Origin of the sequence: Mycobacterium montefiorense, from assembly GCF_025823255.1 — a bacterium.
In the GTDB taxonomy this organism is placed as follows: Bacteria; Actinomycetota; Actinomycetes; order Mycobacteriales; family Mycobacteriaceae; genus Mycobacterium; species Mycobacterium montefiorense.
In genome coordinates this window covers 1,117,638-1,132,031 of record NZ_JACKVL010000017.1, presented here as the reverse complement: position 1 = coordinate 1,132,031, position 14,394 = coordinate 1,117,638, and the positions used below count along the sequence as shown (strand labels likewise).

General features: G+C 65.6%; 15 protein-coding genes. 5 read left to right on the top strand and 10 right to left on the bottom strand.

What is annotated here, in order from left to right; all coding sequences use genetic code 11:
- The first annotated feature begins 1 nt into the window (after position 1).
- Positions 2-1,918: a spermine/spermidine synthase domain-containing protein gene (locus H7K34_RS26695; RefSeq protein ID WP_308205458.1), complete on the top strand. Its 1,917-nt coding sequence runs from the start codon at positions 2-4 to the stop codon at positions 1,916-1,918.
- On the opposite strand, the gene H7K34_RS25280 is transcribed toward H7K34_RS26695, so the two are convergent.
- The 7 genes from H7K34_RS25280 to H7K34_RS25250 form a co-directional block, all read right to left on the bottom strand.
- Positions 1,915-2,385: a DUF350 domain-containing protein gene (locus H7K34_RS25280; protein WP_264064708.1), complete on the bottom strand. Its 471-nt coding sequence runs from the start codon at positions 2,383-2,385 to the stop codon at positions 1,915-1,917. The two genes, H7K34_RS26695 and H7K34_RS25280, sit on opposite strands and share 4 nt — an antisense overlap.
- A 29-nt stretch (positions 2,386-2,414) precedes the next feature.
- Positions 2,415-3,581, bottom strand: a complete 1,167-nt coding sequence (locus H7K34_RS25275) for a glutathionylspermidine synthase family protein (RefSeq protein ID WP_264064707.1) — start codon at positions 3,579-3,581, stop codon at positions 2,415-2,417.
- Complete coding sequence (locus H7K34_RS25270) at positions 3,578-4,204, bottom strand: hypothetical protein (protein WP_264064706.1); 627 nt, start codon at positions 4,202-4,204, stop codon at positions 3,578-3,580. Before H7K34_RS25270 ends, H7K34_RS25275 begins: the two co-directional genes overlap by 4 nt.
- A gap of 136 nt (positions 4,205-4,340) precedes the next feature.
- Positions 4,341-5,168, bottom strand: coding sequence for an HAD family hydrolase (locus tag H7K34_RS25265; RefSeq protein ID WP_264064705.1), 828 nt, complete (start codon positions 5,166-5,168; stop codon positions 4,341-4,343).
- A 45-nt stretch (positions 5,169-5,213) separates the two neighbouring features.
- Positions 5,214-5,999 (bottom strand): lysophospholipid acyltransferase family protein, encoded by a 786-nt coding sequence (locus tag H7K34_RS25260; RefSeq protein WP_264064704.1) that lies wholly within the window; start codon positions 5,997-5,999, stop codon positions 5,214-5,216.
- Between the two features lie 21 nt (positions 6,000-6,020).
- Positions 6,021-6,770: a lysophospholipid acyltransferase family protein gene (locus H7K34_RS25255; RefSeq protein WP_264064703.1), complete on the bottom strand. Its 750-nt coding sequence runs from the start codon at positions 6,768-6,770 to the stop codon at positions 6,021-6,023.
- 6 nt (positions 6,771-6,776) lie between these two features.
- On the bottom strand, positions 6,777-7,544 hold the full coding sequence (locus H7K34_RS25250) for a lysophospholipid acyltransferase family protein (RefSeq protein ID WP_264064702.1): 768 nt from the start codon (positions 7,542-7,544) through the stop codon (positions 6,777-6,779).
- Between the two features lie 60 nt (positions 7,545-7,604).
- Here H7K34_RS25250 and H7K34_RS25245 point away from each other — a divergent pair, with 60 nt between their 5' ends.
- The 3 genes from H7K34_RS25245 to H7K34_RS25235 are packed head-to-tail and all read left to right on the top strand — an operon-like array spanning position 7,605 to position 10,278.
- Positions 7,605-8,360 (top strand): phosphotransferase, encoded by a 756-nt coding sequence (locus H7K34_RS25245; protein WP_264064701.1) that lies wholly within the window; start codon positions 7,605-7,607, stop codon positions 8,358-8,360.
- A 38-nt stretch (positions 8,361-8,398) separates the two neighbouring features.
- The gene (locus H7K34_RS25240; RefSeq protein ID WP_264064700.1) at positions 8,399-9,949 is read left to right on the top strand and encodes an MBL fold metallo-hydrolase; all 1,551 of its coding nucleotides are present in this window, start codon (positions 8,399-8,401) and stop codon (positions 9,947-9,949) included.
- Positions 9,946-10,278 (top strand): hypothetical protein, encoded by a 333-nt coding sequence (locus tag H7K34_RS25235; RefSeq protein WP_264064699.1) that lies wholly within the window; start codon positions 9,946-9,948, stop codon positions 10,276-10,278. Before H7K34_RS25240 ends, H7K34_RS25235 begins: the two co-directional genes overlap by 4 nt.
- Here H7K34_RS25235 and H7K34_RS25230 read toward each other — a convergent pair.
- Positions 10,275-11,831, bottom strand: coding sequence for a phytoene desaturase family protein (locus H7K34_RS25230; RefSeq protein ID WP_264064698.1), 1,557 nt, complete (start codon positions 11,829-11,831; stop codon positions 10,275-10,277). The genes H7K34_RS25235 and H7K34_RS25230 overlap by 4 nt on opposite strands.
- 49 nt (positions 11,832-11,880) lie before the next feature.
- Positions 11,881-12,528 carry a TetR/AcrR family transcriptional regulator gene (locus H7K34_RS25225; protein WP_264064697.1) on the bottom strand — a complete coding sequence of 216 codons (648 nt, stop codon included), beginning with the start codon at positions 12,526-12,528 and terminating at the stop codon, positions 11,881-11,883.
- A 69-nt stretch (positions 12,529-12,597) separates the two neighbouring features.
- Here H7K34_RS25225 and H7K34_RS25220 point away from each other — a divergent pair, with 69 nt between their 5' ends.
- Positions 12,598-13,083 (top strand): DUF2834 domain-containing protein, encoded by a 486-nt coding sequence (locus H7K34_RS25220; protein ID WP_264064696.1) that lies wholly within the window; start codon positions 12,598-12,600, stop codon positions 13,081-13,083.
- Between the two features lie 4 nt (positions 13,084-13,087).
- On the opposite strand, the gene serS is transcribed toward H7K34_RS25220, so the two are convergent.
- Complete coding sequence (gene serS, locus H7K34_RS25215; protein WP_264064695.1) at positions 13,088-14,347, bottom strand: serine--tRNA ligase; 1,260 nt, start codon at positions 14,345-14,347, stop codon at positions 13,088-13,090.
- Positions 14,348-14,394 lie beyond the last annotated feature (47 nt).

Genomic DNA, 14,394 nt, shown 5'->3' with positions numbered 1-14,394 from the left:
TGTGCCCGAGTCACCGTATCTGAGCATCGATCTTGGTCAGGTGCGCAAGAACTTCCGGGCGCTGCGCACCGCACTGCCCGACGCGCAGATCCGCTACGCGGTCAAAGCGAACCCGGCCGAACAGATCCTGCGTCTGCTCGCGGCACAGGGGTCCGCATTCGACGTCGCATCGGTCGGCGAGATCGACACGTGCGACGACGCCGGCATCGACGGCGGCTTGCTGACGTTCGGGAACACCGTCAAGAAAGCCGCCGACGTTGCCCGGGCGTATGCGCGCGGGGTCCGTCGGTTCACGTTCGACAGCGAGCAGGGTATGGCGGCCATCGCCGAGCACGCCCCCGGCGCGGCGGTGGAATGCCGTATAGCACCGGACTTTCCGTCTTCGGTGACGCCATTCGGGCACAAGTTCGGCTGCACGCCGGAAGCGGCGACGGGGCTGCTGGACCGCGCCCGGCTGCTCGGGCTGCAACCGCAAGGCGTGTCCTTTCACGTCGGCTCGCAGCAGCTCGACCCCGAGGCATGGGCGTTGGGAATTCGCTGTGCCGCACCAATTTTTGATGCGATAGCAGAACTCAGCACGATCAATATCGGCGGTGGCTACCCGCTGGCATACGCGGTCGGTGCACCCGATCTCGACGTCATCGCCGACGTCATCACCTCGGCGCTGGCCCGGCATTTCGGCGCGGACCCACCGCAGCTGGCTGTCGAACCCGGGCGGGTTATCGCGGGTTCGGCGGGCACGATCAGCTGCGAGGTGGTGTCGGTGCGTACCGGCACCGACGACCGGCGCTGGGTGTACCTCGACATCGGCCGCTACGGTGGTCTGGCCGAGACGGAGAACGAGTACATCCGGTACCGGCTGCGAACCGACCGCGACGGCGATCGGGTCGATGACGCAGTGGTCGCCGGGCCGACCTGTGACGGCGACGACGTGCTGTACCGAAACTATCCGCTTCCGGTAACGCTGCGCCCCGGCGATCGGGTCGAGATCGACGACGCCGGCGCCTACACCGCGAGCTACGCGTCGGTGGAGTTCAATGGATTTCCTTCACTGCCAACGTATTTCGTAGGTTCACCCGACAAGAGTCGGGAGATCGTCGAGCCGCTGGCGCCGGGGCTGACCCGAAGCTGGCATATCTCCAAGGTCATCTGCGACGTGGACACCGAATTCCAGAACCTGGTGATCGGCCACACCCACCAAGGCGTCGCGTTGTTCAGCGACGGCGAACGGCAGAGCACCGAATTCAGCCAGCTCGTCTATCACGAGGCGTTGCTGGTGCCCGCGCTGCTGCTGGCCGGCGACATCGATCGCGTGCTCGTCATCGGGTCGGGCGAGGGCGTGGTCAGCCAGCTGGCGGTATCGGCGGGCGCCACACACGTCGACCACGTCGACATCGACCGCGAAGCGGTTCGGCTGTGCGCGCAGCATCTCCCCTACGGCTACACCGTGGACGAACTGCACAGAGCGGAAACAGGATTCGGGCCTGTCGCGGTGCACTACTGCGACGGCTGGGAATTCGTCGAACGGTCCACCACGCCATACGACATCGCGGTCATCGATCTGCCCGACGAGCGAACCGAGCCCGCCCAGCACAACCGGCTCTACGACACCGAGTTTCTGCAGCGCTGCCGCGACGTCAGTCATGTAGTTGTAGCTCAGGCCGGTTGCCCGACGCTGTGGCGCAACGAGTCCCTACATACCTCCTGGCAGCGATTCCGTGAAACCTTCGGCACCGTCCTATATTTCGGCAGCGACGAGCACGAATGGGCGTTTCTTTCCGGGCTGACCGAAACCCACGACGATCCCGTCGCGCTGATGTCGGCGCGATTACCGACGCTGCCGTACCGGCCGGGCACCGTCGACACAGAGACGCTGCGTGCGTCCACCATCCCCCCGAAAAGCCTGCGGGATCGCTAGAGAATCGCGACCGCCACCACGATGCCGAGCGCGACCTGTGCGGCGGCCACCATCAATGCCTCATAGCTGAATTCGTCGGCGTTGAACAATGTGTCCATGTCGATACCGATCACCATGGTCGCGATCCGCATCATGATCACCTGGGCGATGATTCCGACCAGTCCGAAGACCGCCGACCCGACCAGCCCTTCGATCAGCTTGCCGGACGACGAGTAGATCGCCAGCACCACGATCAACGCCATGCTCACCATGCCGGCGGCGGACACGATGATCGCGTTCGGCTTCCCCACGTTGACCATCTTGCGCAGCGGCCCCGGTGTGGTCAGGTCGATGGCATAGAACCCGACCAGCATCAGCACCAGGCCGATGACCGCGTACAAGACAATGGCGCCCGCGCCACGGCCCAGCACCGTCCAATAGCCGGCATCCCAATAGCCCGAATTCAGCGCCACGATGGTTGTTGTCATCGATCAACTCCGTTCACTTGCTCAGAAGTTCACTTCTGGGGGATCCGATGTGGGACAAAGGCTGCACCGTCATCGGTGATCAGACCCGCGGTCTCGCGGATACCAAGCCCGGCCGCCGAATCGCCGACGATCCACGCACCCAACGCGGGACGCATGTCGTCGAATTCCGGCAGCGGGTCCAGCAACTGATAGACGTATCCCTCTTCGCCATAGACGCCGCCGGTGGCGGTTTCCATCCCGGCGCCGACGACGCTGATGTTCGAGCCCTCGCGACCCAGCTTGGGCTTACGCACGTACTCGGTCAACTCGTGCGGATCATCGATATAGGCGGGCAACAGATTTGGGTGTCCCGGGTACATCTCCCACAGCACACCCAGAATTGCCTTGTTGGACAACAACGTCTTCCACAGCGGTTCGATCCACGCCGTCTGCGGCAGGCTGGACACCACGTGCTTGCCGAACTCGTCGTCGAGCACCCACTCCCACGGGTAGAGCTTGAAGACCGCGTGAATCTGCGACTCTTCCAAGTCGACGAAGCGCTCCAAGGCGGAGTCCCAGCCGAGGTCCTCAATCGTGAGGCCAACGGTCTGAAAGCCGGCCTCCGCGGCGGTTTCCTGCATATAGGTCGTGGTGATCTGGTCCTCGCCGGTGGCTTCCACGCCGGACCAGCTCAAGTGCAATTCGTCGCTGGGCAGCAGATCCCGCAGCTGCTTCCAGCGGGCGACTAGCTGCTCATGCAATGAGTTCCACTGGTCATCGCCCGGGGAAACGTCCTTAAGCCAATACCATTGCAGGATGGCGGCTTCCAGCAGCGTCGTGGGTGTATCGGCGTTGTACTCGAGCAGCACTGCCGGCCGTCGCCCGTCGTAACGTAAGTCAAAGCGCCCGTACACATGCGGGTCGGCGCGGCGCCATGATTCGCCGATGGCCTGCCAACTCCATTCCGGCAGACCGAAATCCGCGTAGCGCTCCATCAGGACCACCTGCTCGACGGCGTTCAGGCACATCGAATGCAGCAGTTCGACATCGGCTTCCAGCGCCAGGATCTCGTCCATCTCGAATTCGTAGTGCACCGATTCATCCCAATACGGCCGGTCCCGGCCCCTGGCATCGCGCGCGGGTGTCCCATACACCAGTCCTTGCGATTCCACGGTCGCCTGCCAGTTCGGACGCGGCTGCCGGCGCACCCGCTTCACGAGCCGCTGCTCTTCCCGGGGGACGAGCCACCCAGGCCGCCGCGCGAAATGCTGGTGCCCGACTTGGTGGTGATGTTGGCGCCCTTGGGCGCGACGGTCGAGCCGCCGATCGGCCGCGAACCCACTGACCCCGAACTGCCGTAGTAGTAGTGGTATTGGTGGCCACCGAAATAGTAGAAGCCGTTGAGCCCCGCCGTGTGTCCGGTGCAGTAGCTGTCCGGCACGATTATCGGTTGACCGTTCGGATCCTCTTGAACGCACTGGGCGGTGACATCGGGTGTCGAGAGCATCCAATATCCAAGGCCGGCAACCAGACCGACCACGCCGACAGCGGCCGCGGCACCCATCAACACGCGGCGCTGGTGGCGCTGCTTGTCCTCGGCCTCGATGCGTGCCTCTTCGAGTTCCTTCTGCTTTTTGGCGTACTTGTCCCGCGCCCGCAGTTCGGCGGGCGTCGGCGGTCGCGGCTTGGTAGTCGCCGCATCCTGGAACTCGATACTGCCGCCGGACGAGTAGTCGCCCTCGGGTTCGGGTTGCTCGGTGTCGCCTTCGTCGGGTTGCTTGACCTGCTCGAACTTGTCGTCCGCGGGCTCGCCGCCCTTCGGCGGCTCTTCGTCGGACACCGCTACCGATCCTTCTCGCCGCGAACGGCGCCATCACCCGTCGACCAAGCGAACATGTAATGACAGAAGGCGGGCACGCGGGCAGTCTGCCACATTTGCTACGGCTGCGGCAGAGGTCAGCACCGAACGCGGTCGGCTAGCCCCACCAACGTTCCAGCACGCGTCCCACCCCGTCGTCGCTGTTGGGTGCGGTGACCTCGTCGGCGACGGCGCGCACCTCGGGGTGGGCATTGCCCATCGCCACGCCGTGACCGGCCCACCGCAGCATCGGAATGTCATTGGGCATGTCGCCGAACGCCACCACCTGGCCGCTATCGATCTCCAGCGGCCTGGCGATCTCTTCGATGCCGGTGGCCTTGCTGATTCCCAGTGGCACTATCTCCACCAGCCCGTTGTTGGTGGAGTAGGTGATGTCGCCCTCGACACCGACGTGCTTGACGAGTTCAGCCGCCATATCGGCGCTGCGGGCGCCCGCCTGGCGGATCAACAGTTTGATCGCCGGTGCGCTGAGCAGGTCTTCGATCGAGACCTCGGTGTTGTCCGGGTTCAGCCACGCGTGCTCATAGCCCGGCGAACTTACGAACTGCGGGGTCGCGGTGTCGTGGGCGCTGCGCCCGATCCGCTCCACTGCCAGGCCCGCACCCGGGATGACGCGCATCGCAAGCTCGGCCAATTCGGCCAGGGAGTCGACGGGCAATGTGCGCGTCGAGACCACCCGGTCGTTGGCGGGGTCGTAGATGACGGCGCCGTTGGCGCACACCGCCATCGGTGCGAATCCCAGCTCGTCCACGATCGGGCGTATCCAGCGAGGCGGGCGGCCAGTTGCCACAACGAATTTGGCGCCGGCGGCGACGGCGGCGCGCACTGCGTCGCGGGTACGTGGGGTGATGGTTTCGTCGTCGCCGAACAAGGTGCCGTCGACGTCGCAGGCAATCAGCGCCGGCCTTGGAGTCGGCGCCGTCATTGAGCTGTCACTAAGCCGATCCGCCTGTCCGGCCGGCCGCGCTGGTCAATGCCGGCCGCTTTGCGCGTCTCCCGGCCGGGTCACCCCGTCGGTGCCGTATTTCTTTGCCCGCTCTTGCAACTCGACCAGCCGGATCGCCTGGGAGTCGTCCCGGTTCGGGGCGCTGCCGCCCAGCCGCCGCGGCACCCAGAACTCCCCCTCCGGGTGTGGGTACTCCTCCTGCACCCGGTAGAGCAAGCCGTTCATGGCTTCGCGCAACGCGGCGTTGAGTTGCTCGACGCCACCCTGCGGCGGGATCGGCCTGCCGACGGACACGGTGATCGGAACCTTGTTGCGGAACACCTTCTTTGGATGGTCTTTCGGCCAAATGCGATGGGCGCCCCAGACAATCACCGGGATGACGGGCACCTGTGCTTCCAAGGCCATCCGTGCCGCGCCGGACTTGAATTCCCTGAGTTCGAAACTGCGGCTGATGGTGGCCTCGGGGTGCGTCCCGATCAGCTCGCCCGCGCGCAGCCGCTGCACGGCTGACGCGAAAGCGCCCTGCCCATTGCGGCGGTCCACCGGAATCAGCCGGGCGTGCTTGATCACATAGTCGACGGCCTTCACGTCGGCCATCTCGGCCTTAATCATGAAGTACATGCGCCGGTTGCGCTCCCGCGCGGCGAACAGGGACGGTAGCCAGTCCAGGTAGCTGGTGTGATTCTGGGCAAGCAGTGCGCCGCCCCGTTGCGGAATGTTTTCAAGCCCGTGGAAAGTGAACTTGGTCCCATTCATCGCGACGAGCGAGGGAACGATCAACTCCCCTAACCGGTAGAACGGCTCTGCCATGTCTTCTCCTTCGCTGTAAGGCTACTGGCGCGGGGGGCGGTTCGCTGCCCGCGCCAGTAGCCTTACAGCCTCGATCTGCGCGGCCTCCTCCAACGTCGGTGCCGCGCCGCCCAGCCGGTGTGGCACCCAATATTGTCCGGCCGGGTGCGGATACTGCTGCTGCGCCTCGTAGAGCAGCTTGGTCATCGAGTCGCGCAGCGCCGCGTCGGTCTGCGCGATGTCGTCGGTGGCATGCAACGGCGGGCCGACCTGCACGGTGATCGGCACCTGGTGCCGGCCGAGGCGTCGGGGGTGGTCCTTGGTCCAGATCCGCTGCGCACCCCAGACGATGATCGGCACGATCGGGACGTCCGCTTCGCTGGCCATCCGGGCGGCGCCCGTCTTGAACTCCTTGAGCTCGAAGCTGCGGCTGATGGTGGCTTCCGGATAGACCCCGACCAGCTCGCCCTCGCGTAGCCGCTGCACGGCCACCGCATAGGCACCCGACCCGGCGTTGCGGTCCACCGGAATGGTGCCGGTCCGCTTGATCAGGAAGCTGACCACCTTCACTTGTTCCATCTCGGCCTTGATCATGAATCGCAGCCGACGGCGCCGCCGCCGCATGGCCAGCCCGGCCGGCAGCCAGTCGATGTAGCTGGTGTGATTGATGGCGACCACCGCACCGCCGCGCTCGGGGATGTTCTGCACCCCGCCGTAGCTGATCGCGGTGCCAGTGGCCAATACGCCCACCTGCGCCAGCAGCTCGCACGTGCGATAGGTCGGCTCCACCATCGGCAGCTACTCCGGCGCCCCCGCGGCTTGGGCCCGCCGAGCCGCGCGCGCGGCGGCCTCCTCGGCGTCTGGGCGCGCAGCGTCAGCCAACGATGGGGCGCCGCCGCCCAACCGGTGCGGTACCCAGAACTCACCAGCCGGGTGAGGTCCGTACTGTTCCTGCGCCTTTTCCAGTAAATGCTGCATCCGCGAGTGCAGCAGCCCCCGCAATTCCGGCACGCCCAGTGTCGGTTCGATCGGCTCACCGACCAGCACTGTGATCGGCACCTTCGGGCGTCCGAGCTTTTTCGGGTGGTCCTTGGTCCAGATTCGCTGGGCGCCCCACACGATGTGCGGGACAATCGGCACCCCCGCCTCCACCGCCATCCGGGCGGCGCCGCTCTTGCATTCCTTGATCTCGAAGCTGCGGCTGATGGTCGCTTCGGGATAAACCCCGACCAGCTCACCGTCCTTGAGGTTTCGGACGGCCGCTTCGTAGGAGGCGGCCCCGTCCTGCCGGTCCACCGGGATGTGCCGCAGGCTGCGCATGATGGGCCCAGTGGTTTTAGAGTCGAACACCTCTTGCTTGGCCATGAACCGTACTTTGCGGCCCAGACCCTGCTGGTAAGCGGGAAGGCCGGCGAACGTGAAGTCGAGGTAGCCGGTGTGGTTGATAGCGATCACTGCCCCACCGCTAGTCGGCAGATTCTCGACGCCCGTGACGGTGATCTTCAGGCCCTGCAGACGCCAGATCGAACGAGCGAGCAGGATCGCAGTGCCGTATACCGGTTCCACAGCTTGTCAGCCTAGTGCTACCAGCTGTGCGTCGCCTGAAGTGGTGAAAAGAGGTGAGCAGTGACCTTCCCGTCGTCGCAGCCCCCGGTACCCGCAATCGTTGACGGATTCGCCGGCGGCCGGCCCGTGCAGGCTGTCTGGGTCAACGACGAGGGCGGGGTGACGTTCCGGCTGGGCTTGGCCAGCTCCGATCGCGAGTTCGTCAAGGTGGCCAACGCGCGCGGCACCGACTTTGCCGGCGAAGCACGGCGGCTGCGCTGGGCGGCCCGGTACGTGGCGGTGCCACAGGTGCTCGGGGTCGGGGTCGACGCAGAACGTGCCTGGCTGTACACCCGTGGATTGCCGGGCCTGTCCGCGGTGCACCCCCGCTGGGTGGCGGCCCCGGACGTTGCGGTGCGCGCGATCGGCACGGGGCTTCGCGAGCTGCACGACGGATTGCCGACGCACACTTGCCCTTTCGAGTGGTCGGCGACCAGCAGGCTGGCCGCGCTGTCTCCCGCTGCCCGGTTACGTGTGGGCGAGCCGCCACCGGTCGATCGGCTGGTGGTCTGTCACGGCGACGCGTGTGCCCCCAACACCTTGATCGACGACGACGGCCGGTGCTGCGGGCATGTCGACCTCGGCGAACTCGGCGTGGCCGACCGCTGGGCGGATCTCGCGGTGGCGACACTCTCATTGGGCTGGAATTATCCCGGCCGGGCATGGGAGGCCGAGTTCTTCACCGCCTACGGCGTCGCACCAGACCCGGCGCGCATCGACTACTACCGGCGACTTTGGCAGGCCTTCGATGGCACCTCGGACAGCACCTCACGCTAAGCTCGAACCGATTCACCGGAACCATTCGAAAGGCATTTGTGCAGGTCACGAGCGTCGGTCACGCTGGATTTCTGATCCAAACCCAGGCGGGCAGCATTCTGTGCGACCCCTGGGTTAATCCGGCCTACTTCGCGTCGTGGTTCCCGTTCCCGGATAACACGGGGCTGGACTGGGCTGCGCTGGGCGACTGCGACTACCTGTACGTCTCGCACCTGCACAAGGACCACTTCGACGCGAAGCATCTCCGCGATCACGTCAACAAGGACGCTGTGGTGCTGCTTCCTGATTTCCCGGTGCCCGATCTTCGAAATGAGTTGGAAAAAGTAGGGTTTCACCGCTTCGTTGAGACCAGCGACTCGATGAAACACCAAATCAGCGGGCCCAAGGGTGACCTCGACATCATGGTCATCGCGCTGCGGGCGCCCGCCGACGGCCCGATCGGCGACTCGGCGCTGGTTGTCTCCGACGGTGCGACAACGCTTTTCAACATGAACGACGCCCGGCCCGTCGATCTCGACATGCTGACGGCCGAGTTCGGGCACATCGATGTGCACCTGCTGCAGTATTCCGGCGCGATCTGGTACCCGATGGTCTACGACATGCCGGCCCGGGCCAAGGCGTCGTTCGGGACCCAGAAGCGGCAGCGTCAAATGGATCGCGCTCGTCAGTACGTCGCCCAGGTGGATGCGACCTGGGTGGTGCCATCGGCCGGGCCGCCGTGCTTTTTGGATCCGGAGTTGCGGCACCTCAACGACGACCACGGGGATCCGGCCAACATCTTCCCCGATCAAATGGTGTTCCTGGACCAGATGCGCAACCACGGACACGACCGGGGCCTGCTGATGATTCCTGGTACGGTTGCGGATTTCACTGGCACGTCATTGAATTCGCTACAACATCCGCTACCGCTCGACGAAGTCGAGGCCATCTTCACCACCGGCAAGGCGGCCTATATCGCCGACTTCGCCGATCGGATGGCGCCGGTGCTGGCCGCGGAGCGCGCCGGCTGGGCTCCGCCGACCGGCGAGCCGCTGCTGGAGCCACTGCGGGCATTGTTCGAGCCGGTGATGCTGGGCAGCAACGAGATCTGTGACGGCATCGGCTATCCGGTCGAGCTAGTCATCGGCCCCGAGACCGTGGTCCTTGACTTCCCGAAACGGACAGTGCGCGAACGTATTCCGCACGAGAAAGTCCGCTACGGCTTCGCCATCGCGCCGGAGTTGGTCCGCACCGTGCTGCGCGATCACGAACCCGACTGGGTCAACACCATCTTTTTGTCCACACGTTTCCGGGCGTGGCGGGTCGGTGGCTACAACGAATACCTGTACACCTTCTTCAAGTGCTTGACCGACGAGCGAATCGCCTACGCCGACGGCTGGTTCGCCGAGACCCACGACGACTCCGCGTCGATCACGATGGACGGCTGGGAGATGCAGCGTCGTTGCCCGCACCTCAAAGCCGACTTGTCGAAATTCGGTGTGGTAGAAGACGGCACGCTGACCTGCAATCTGCATGGCTGGCAGTGGCGGCTACAGGACGGTCGCTGCCTGACCACCCGCGGGCACCAGCTGCGAAGCCGCCGGACATGAGCGACACCTACCAGGACGGCGTGGTGCAGCTGGACCGCACGGCGATCACGTTGCGCCGCTATCACTTTCCGTCCGGCACGTCGAAGATCATCGCGCTGGAAGCGATCCGTGGGTACAAGGCTCAATCGCTGGGCTGGTTCACGGCCCGGTTCACCTTCTGGGGCGGTACCGACCCGCGCCATTGGCTGCCACTGGACGTGCAGCGCCCACTGAAGTCGACGCTGATCACGCTGGACGTTCCGGGGACCCGCCCAAGTCCGGCGTTCACCCCGTCGCGCCCGGACGAGTTCCTCGCCCTGCTGGAGGAGCTGCTGGCCCGGATCGGCTAGCGATCGGCCAGCGCCGCATGAGCGGCGTTGTAGCCCGGGGTGAACGTGATCCCGGGGCCGCCGTGGCAGCCCGCACTGCCCAGGTATAAGCCTTTGATCGGGATGGGTTGGCCGAGAAAGCCTTTCGGTCCAGGCCGGTTGGGGCCGACCTGATTCGCATTCAACAGACCGTGGCAGTAGTCGCCGCCGGGAGCGCCGAACATCACACCCATATGCCGGGGCGTGAAGGTGGTGTGCCGGATGATGGTGCGCTCGAAATTCGGTGCCAGCCGGGTGATCTTGTCGATCACGCGCTGACCCATTTCGACCTTCGCCTGCCCGTAATCCACGTCGCCCTCGATCGGGAAAAACAGCGCGAACGCCGACGCGGCATGCTTGCCCTCGGGCGCCAGGTCCGGGTCGTTCTGCGACGGGATCTGCAACACGACCGTCGGATCAGCCGGAACAATTCCGCGCCGAGCATCCTCCCACTGCTGCTGGACTTCCTCCGGCGTGCAGAACAGACCGATCGAGGCCTGCATGGCCGGATCGTTGAGGACCTCGTACGGCGCCACAAATTCGGGAGCCTCGTCCAGCGCGAAGTGCATCTGCAGATAGCTGCCGCGGTGGTCGATGCGCGCATAGCGTTCCCGGACATCGGCGGGCAGCGCGGCCGGATCGATCAGCTCGTTGAGCGTGACGTCCGGCGCGATTCCGGACACGACGATCGGGGCGTTCAACGTCTCGCCCGCCTCGGTGCGCACTCCGGTCACCCGCCCGTCGGCGACCAGAATCTCGGTCACCTTGGTACGCAACCGAACTTCGCCGCCATGGCTCTCAAGCACCTCGCGCAGATGCGCGGTGAGCGCGCCGATGCCCCCGCGCAGCTTCTTCATCTGCATGGTGTCCCCGTCGGGAACGCCGAGTCCGAAAGCGAGCGCCGCCGCGCTGCCCGGCGTGGACGGCCCCCGGTAAAGCGTGTTGACGGCCAGCACGGTCATCGAGCCGCGGATCGCGCCGTGCTTCTCGCGGTCGGGAAGGTAGCGGTCCAACACGTCGGTGACCGATCCGAACAACATGTCATCGATCGCCGAGCGCTCGAATTCATTGGTGGCACACGCATACATCTCGTCGATGCTCTTGGGCGGTAGTCCGGCTTCGAACCGGCCCAACGCGCGGTTCGGTGCCTGGGCCCATCCCATCAGCCCCGCCATGCCGTTGACGGCGTCCGCCCCGTGCACCTCGTTGAGGTGGGTGAACAGCTTGATCGGGTCGCTGTACTGAATCAGCGGATCGTCACCCACACCGCGCACTGCCACCGACATCACGTCCAAGTCGATAGTCGGCATGGCGTCCAGGCCCAGCTCGCTGACCACCTTGGACGAGGTCGGGAACAGCACCGAACCCGCGATCTCGAACTGGTATCCGTCGAAAAGCTCGACGGTGGATGCCATGCCGCCCGCGTAGAGCTTGGGGTCCAGGCACAGCGTGCGCAGTCCCGCCTTCTGCAGCAGCACGGCCGCGGTCAGCCCGTTATGCCCTGCACCGATAACTATCGCGTCATAACCAGTCATGTCCCTGTCCTCCGAAGAGGAGGCTCGCACGACCGCGAAGTTTTGTCAATTATGACGAAACTTGGCGGACGGTGGCCGTAATCCAGGAGTCGGTGATCCCCGCGCGCAGCGACTCCAGCGCCGCGTGGCACAGGCGCGCGAGTTCGCCCAGCGACCGATCGTCGCTTTCCATCCATACCTCCATCGCGCCGAACACCGCGGCCGCAATGCATCGCGCAGTCACCGCGGTGCGCACCTGTTGGTCGGCCGTACGCTCGGCGGTTCCGCTGGCAGCGCGACTACGTCGTTCCAATTGCGCCGCAATGGCATCGGCGAAGTCGGCTTGGACCTCCCGAATGTGGCGGACGATGCGCCCGGGATCCAGCTCGCCTTGGCGCAGGGCGGCGATTTTGCTCACCGCGTCAACGTCGTACGGGAACGCGAAGATGGCCGACTGCACCGAATCGATGATCGGTTCGTCGGCCGGCCCGGCATCCAGGGCCGCCCGAAACCAGTGCAGCCCGGTGTAGTCCGCGAACAGCAGGTCGTGCTTCGAGCTGAAGTGGCGGTAGAACGTGCGCAGCGACACCCCGGCATCGGCGGCGATCTGTTCGGCCGAGGTGTCTTCCACGCCCTGTGCCAGGAATCTCACCACCGCGGCCTGGCGCAACGCTTCACGCGTGCGCTCGCTGCGCGCCGTCTGTGCGGGCCTGACCATTTCAGTAAGGTACCAAGAAATATTGTGTCAATATTGACAAAACTTCGCGATGGGGGTGAGACTGCGCCCATGGTCTCCCTCATCACCCACGCGGTACTCGGACTGGCAGTCATCACCTGGATTGTCAGATCCAACTCCAAGGTCTTCGCCCGGCCGGCCGGCGGCCCGCTCTTCTCACCCATGGAAATCGTGTACTACGTCGTCGGCATCGCATCGGTCGCGCTCGGCTGGTACTTCAACATCACCTACGTCGAGGAGTACTCGCACGGCTCCACCAACCCGCTTTGGGGCGAACACGGGAGCTGGGCCGAATACATCAAGCTGATGTTCACCAACCCGGCCGCCAGCTCGGCCAGTCAGGACTACACGATCGCGAATGTGGTTCTGCTGCCAATCTTTACGATCGTGGACGGCCATCGCCGCGGTCTGCGCCACCCATGGCTGTACTTCGTATCCAGCCTGTTCACCAGCTTCGCGTTCGCGTTCGCGTTCTACTTCGCGACGATGGAACGGCAGCGCCGCCACGAACTGGACCGCGCGGCCGTCAACGCCTAACCGCCTAGGGCTTCGGTTCCAACGCCTCGGCGCCGACGAATGGAACCAATGCTTCGGGCACCCGCACGCTGCCGTCGGGCTGCTGGTGGTTCTCCAGGATCGACACCAGCCAGCGGGTGGTGCCCAGCGTTCCGTTGAGCGTGGCCGCGGTCTGCGGCTTGCCGTTGTCGTCGCGGTAGCGGGTCGCTAGCCGGCGCGCCTGGAACGTGGTGCAGTTCGACGTCGACGTCAGCTCGCGGTAGGTCTGCTGCGTGGGAACCCATGCCTCGCAGTCGAACTTGCGGGCGGCCGACGAGCCGAGATCGCCCGCGGCGACGTCGATGACCCGGTACGGCACCTCGATGAGAGCCAGCATCTCGCGCTGCCAGCCCAGCAGCCGCTGGTGTTCGGCCTCGGCGTCAGCCGGCGTGCAGTAGACGAAACCCTCGACCTTGTCGAACTGATGCACCCGGATGATGCCGCGGGTGTCCTTGCCGTAGCTGCCGGCCTCGCGGCGGAAACACGACGACCAGCCCGCATACCGCAGCGGCCCGTCGGACAGATCCAGGATCTCGTTCGAGTGGTAGCCGGCCAGCGGCACCTCCGAGGTGCCGACCAGGTACAGGTCGTCGGCTTCCACCCGATAGATCTCGTCGGCGTGAGCACCCAGGAATCCGGTGCCGGCCATCACCTCCGGGCGCACCAGCACCGGGGGGATCATCGGGACGAAGCCGTTCTCGACGGCCAGGCGCAGCGCCAGCTGCAGCAGGCCGAGCTGTAGCAGCGCGCCCGGACCGGTCAGGAAGTAGAACCGCGAGCCGGACACCTTGGCGCCGCGCTGCATGTCGATGAGGCCCAGCGACTCACCCAGCTCAAGGTGATCCTTGGGGTTGGCGATCGCCGGTGGCTCTCCGACGACGTCGAGAACGGCGAAGTTGTCTTCCCCGCCGGCCGGAACCCCGTCGATGACGACGTTCGAGATCGCCATGTGTGCCGCGGTGAACGCCGTCTCCGCGTCGGCCTGGGCCGTCTCGGCGGCCTTCACCTGCTCGGCCAGCTCCTTGGCGCGCGCCAACAACGCCGGGCGTTCGTCGGACGAGGCGGCGCCCACGCTCTTGCTGGCGGACTTCTGGTCGGCCCGCAGCGTGTCGGCGGTCGAGATCGCGGACCGGCGGGCGCCGTCGGCGCTCAGTAGCGCATCCACCAGCGCCGGGTCCTCGCCGCGGCTGCGTTGGGAGCGGCGGACGGCGTCGGGGTCTTCCCGGAGCAGCTTGAGGTCGATCACGGCAGCAAGATTACTTTCGGTTCGGCACCGGCCGCGCGCAGCATCGG